The following is a 3,874-nucleotide window of genomic DNA, read 5'->3' as shown; positions in this document are numbered from 1 at the left end:
CCTCGAAGCGCAGCGGCCGGTTGTCCATGCAGGAGGGCAAGCGGAAACCGTACTCGGCCAGCGTCGCCTTGCGGCGGAAGTCGCCGCGATACATGCCGCCGATCTGCGGCACGGTGACGTGGCTCTCGTCGATGAAGATCAGCGCATTGTCGGGCACATATTCGAACAGCGTCGGCGGCGGATCGCCCGGCTGGCGGCCGGTCAGGTAGCGCGAATAGTTCTCGATGCCGGCGCAGGAGCCGGTCGCCTCCAGCATCTCCAGGTCGAAGCGGGTGCGCTGCTCCAGCCGCTGCGCCTCCAGCAGACGGCCAGCCTTTTCAAGCTCTTGCAGGCGGTGCTTGAGCTCTTCCTTGATCGACTTGATGGCCTGATTCAAGGTCGGGCGCGGCGTCACATAGTGCGAGTTGGCGTAGATCTTGACGCTTTTCAGCTCGCCGGTCTTCTGCCCGGTCAGCGGGTCGAACTCGGTGATCTGCTCGATCTCGTCGCCGAACATCGAGATGCGCCAGGCGCGATCTTCCAAGTGAGCCGGGAAGATCTCGATCGTGTCACCGCGCACGCGAAAAGAGCCGCGGACGAAGTTGATGTCCTGGCGCTTGTATTGTTGGGCAACGAGATCGGCGAGCAGGGCGCGCTGGTCGAGCCGGTCGCCGATCTGCATCTGGAAGGTCATCGCCGTATAGGTCTCGACCGAGCCGATACCGTAGATGCAGGAGACCGAGGCGACGATGATGACGTCGTCGCGCTCCAGCAGCGAGCGCGTCGCCGAGTGGCGCATGCGGTCGATCTGCTCGTTGATCGAGGATTCCTTCTCGATATAGGTATCGGTGCGCGGGACGTAGGCCTCGGGCTGGTAGTAGTCGTAGTAGGAGACGAAATACTCGACCGCGTTTTCCGGGAAGAACTTCTTGAACTCGGCGTAGAGCTGCGCGGCCAGCGTCTTGTTCGGCGCCAGGATCAGGGCAGGGCGCTGCGTCTCCTCGATCACCTTGGCCATGGTGAAGGTCTTGCCTGAGCCGGTAACGCCGAGCAGCACCTGGGTGCGATCGTTCTGATCGACGCCTTCGACCAGGTCCTTGATCGCCGTCGGCTGGTCGCCGGCCGGCTCGAAATCCGACACCATCTTGATGGCGATGCCGCCTTCCGACTTTTCTGGGCGGGTAGGGCGGTGCGGCGTCCACAGCACGCCGTCCTTGTGCAGCGGATTGCCGGACTCGATCAGCGCCGACAGCGCGGCCACCGTGGCGGTGACGCCGCCGGACGAAATCGACTCGGCATCCTCCAGGCTGATGTCCAGGCCGGCGACCGGGTTGAGCCCCGCGGCCGTACGCTCCTTGGCCGACGCCGCGCCGCCCATCGAGGTGCCGCGCGCCGTGCGCCCGGGCGCGGACGAGCGTTCAGGGATCTTCTTGGGTGCTTTCGCCTTAGGCTGCTTCTCCGCTTCGCGCTCGATCTGCCCGGCCCAATCGGAAATCGAGCCGGTCAGCGGCGCGCCGGCAAAGTCGGCCTGCGGCGCTTCGGCAAAGCCGCCCGGCTCGAGCGGTTCGGCGGCGTCGAGGAATTCGGTCAGCGGGCTGCGCCGCTTCGGCGCGCCACGGTCGTCCTGCGCCTGCGACGGCGTTTTCTTGTCGGGGAGTTTGGCCATGGCCCGAATATGGGAGGACTCGCCCGAAATGGAAAGAGCGGAGTGTCGGGGCACGCACCCGCCACCGATGCTGCTGACAGCAGGCTGTCAGGAGCGGTGGCGGGCCTGTGTCCTCAATTGAACCACAGCGCGAAGGTCAGGAAGCCGGCGCCGCCGAACTCGCGCTGGATCTGGTCGAAGTCGTCGCCGGTCAGGATCCTGCCACTCTCGAAATAGGGCGCGATGGCTGGGCCGGTGATCGACAGCACCAGATCGAACGTCTTCGGCTCGTCGAAGAAGCGCTTCATGTTGATGCCCTTGCCGGCGACGCGGAAATGCGGCAGCAGCACGCGCCCCTCAAGCAGGTCCTCGGCCATGTCGAGCGTGGCAAGCCAGGCCGTGACCTGTTCCTCGCCGACTTCGAGGCCGGTGAGCGGGTTGGGGCCTTTCTGCTTTGGACCGGGCAGCCATTCGCGGTCGTTGTCGGTCTCGGCGCGGATCGCCTTCCAGTCCTCGCGCGACAGCCGGATCATCTCCAGCAGATGGCGGCGCGCGGCCTGCCGGCGTTCCGGCTCGACCACCGGCCAGTTGACCAGATGCACCAGCGAGATGAAGTCGGCGAAGCGCCATTCGGAAGCGAAGATCGAGCCGCTCATGCCGCCGTCCGGCGGCACCAGCACGTCCTGCAGCGGCAGTTTGGCGCGCGGGAACAGCATGTGGAACGAGCCGTCGAACATGGTCTTGAAATCATGCGCCAGCCAGAAGTCGGCCTGCGCCATCAGGAACTCGGCATAGCCCTGCAGCCAGTAGCCGTCGGCGCGATCGAAGCGGAAGGTCAGTGACGGCGCCGGCCCGTCCGGCGCGCCGCCGCGCGACAGCGCGGCCATGATCGACGCGGCGCTCTCGTCCCGGGCGATGTTGCCGTCCTCGTTGAGGTCGATGCCGAGACGGGTGAGGTCGATGACCATGCCGATATCGGCATCGGCCGGCACGGAGCCCAGCGTGGCGGCGGATTTCTGCAGCCGGTCGCGGAAGGCGACCAGGATGGCGCGGAATTCCTCGTAGGTGAGCGGCTCGGGATTGGGGTTGTCCGGCACCGGCAACCGCATCAAGGGCAGCATGAAGGATTGCGGGCTTTCGAAACCGTGGCGATGCAGGCCGCCGGCTAGGATCTCCAGCGCGGTGAAGAATTCGCCGGCGCCGGCGGCGTATGCCGATGCCGGATCGCTGGGCGCGGCTGCCTCAAGCGCGGCGAGCGCGCTGTTGCGCTCGGTGACGGTCTTGGCCTCGAACAGCGGAGCGGGATCGGGGGCAGCGGCGCAAGGAGAAGCAAGCGGCAGGAGCAGAATGAGCGCAGATGCGACAAGGCTCGGCAATCGGGTCAATTCGGATCCTCCCGTCGGGTCTTCCATCGGCGAGAATACACAGATTTGCGGCGCTTCGTCTGCTGCTTCCTCCTGCCGGGCAGACGGTCTACACAGGGCAAACGAATGGGCATTGCGTGTCGAACTATCCGCTCTCCTACAAACTGTCCTGGCTGCCGCGCTTCCTGCGGCCGTCGCTCGGCGGCGAGGCGCGAGGCTTTGCGCCGCCGGCCGCGACGCTGATCGAGCCGCCGCCGGCGCGGAAGGTGCGGCTGGCCGTCCTCGGCGACATCTCGGCGGTCGCCAACCGCAGTGCGCCGGAGTGCGATCCGGCCCTCGCGGCGCTGCTCGCCTCCGCCGACCTGGTGGTCGGCAATTGCGAAAGTCCCGTCGTCGAGCGGCCGAGCGCCGTGGTCGGCACAAGGCTCGGCACGCATCATGCGATGACGGAGCGCTTCCTTGCCGACACCCTGGCGGCGGTCGGCATTGCGCGCGAGAAACTCGTCCTGTCTCTGGCCAACAACCACATGCTCGACCAGGGCGTCGCGGGTTTCGAGGAGACCGTCCGGACGCTGAAGCGGCTTGGTGTCCGCAGCATCGGCACTGCCGCGAAGGCGCCGATCGAGCGGTTCGCGGTGGGACCGCTGACCATAGGCCTCTTCGCTTTCACGCAGTGGCGCAATGCCGACGCCGCACCGTTCGCGAGCCGCGTGTCGATGCGAAGCGATCCGGGGCCGCGCGACGCGGCCAGGGACGTCGACCTCGTCTGCGCCGTGCCGCATTGGGGCTGGGAGTTCCGGCACTTTCCAAGACCGGAGACACGGTCGCTGGCCGAGCAACTGGCCGGGCAGGGCGTCGGGCTGATCGCCGGGCATCATGCCCATGT

At 66.8% G+C, this 3,874-nt stretch carries 3 protein-coding genes; 1 reads left to right on the top strand and 2 read right to left on the bottom strand.

Annotation, left to right across the window (positions count from 1 at the left end; translation table 11 throughout):
- On the bottom strand, window positions 1-1,645 hold a 1,645-nt coding region (locus tag EN780_RS29200; RefSeq protein ID WP_189556823.1), incomplete at its 3' end, for a DEAD/DEAH box helicase family protein.
- A 113-nt stretch (window positions 1,646-1,758) separates the two neighbouring features.
- A complete protein-coding gene (locus tag EN780_RS29195; protein ID WP_128276023.1) occupies window positions 1,759-3,009 on the bottom strand; it encodes a hypothetical protein in 1,251 nt (416 codons plus the stop codon).
- Window positions 3,010-3,125: 116 nt separating this feature from the next.
- On the opposite strand from EN780_RS29195, the gene EN780_RS29190 reads away from it, so the two are divergent.
- The coding region (locus EN780_RS29190) for a CapA family protein (protein ID WP_128276022.1) at window positions 3,126-3,874 on the top strand (749 nt) is incomplete at its 3' end.

The organism is Mesorhizobium sp. M4B.F.Ca.ET.089.01.1.1, assembly GCF_004022605.1.
GTDB classification, from domain to species: Bacteria; Pseudomonadota; Alphaproteobacteria; order Rhizobiales; family Rhizobiaceae; genus Mesorhizobium; species Mesorhizobium abyssinicae.
This window is presented reverse-complemented; position numbering and strand designations above follow the sequence as displayed.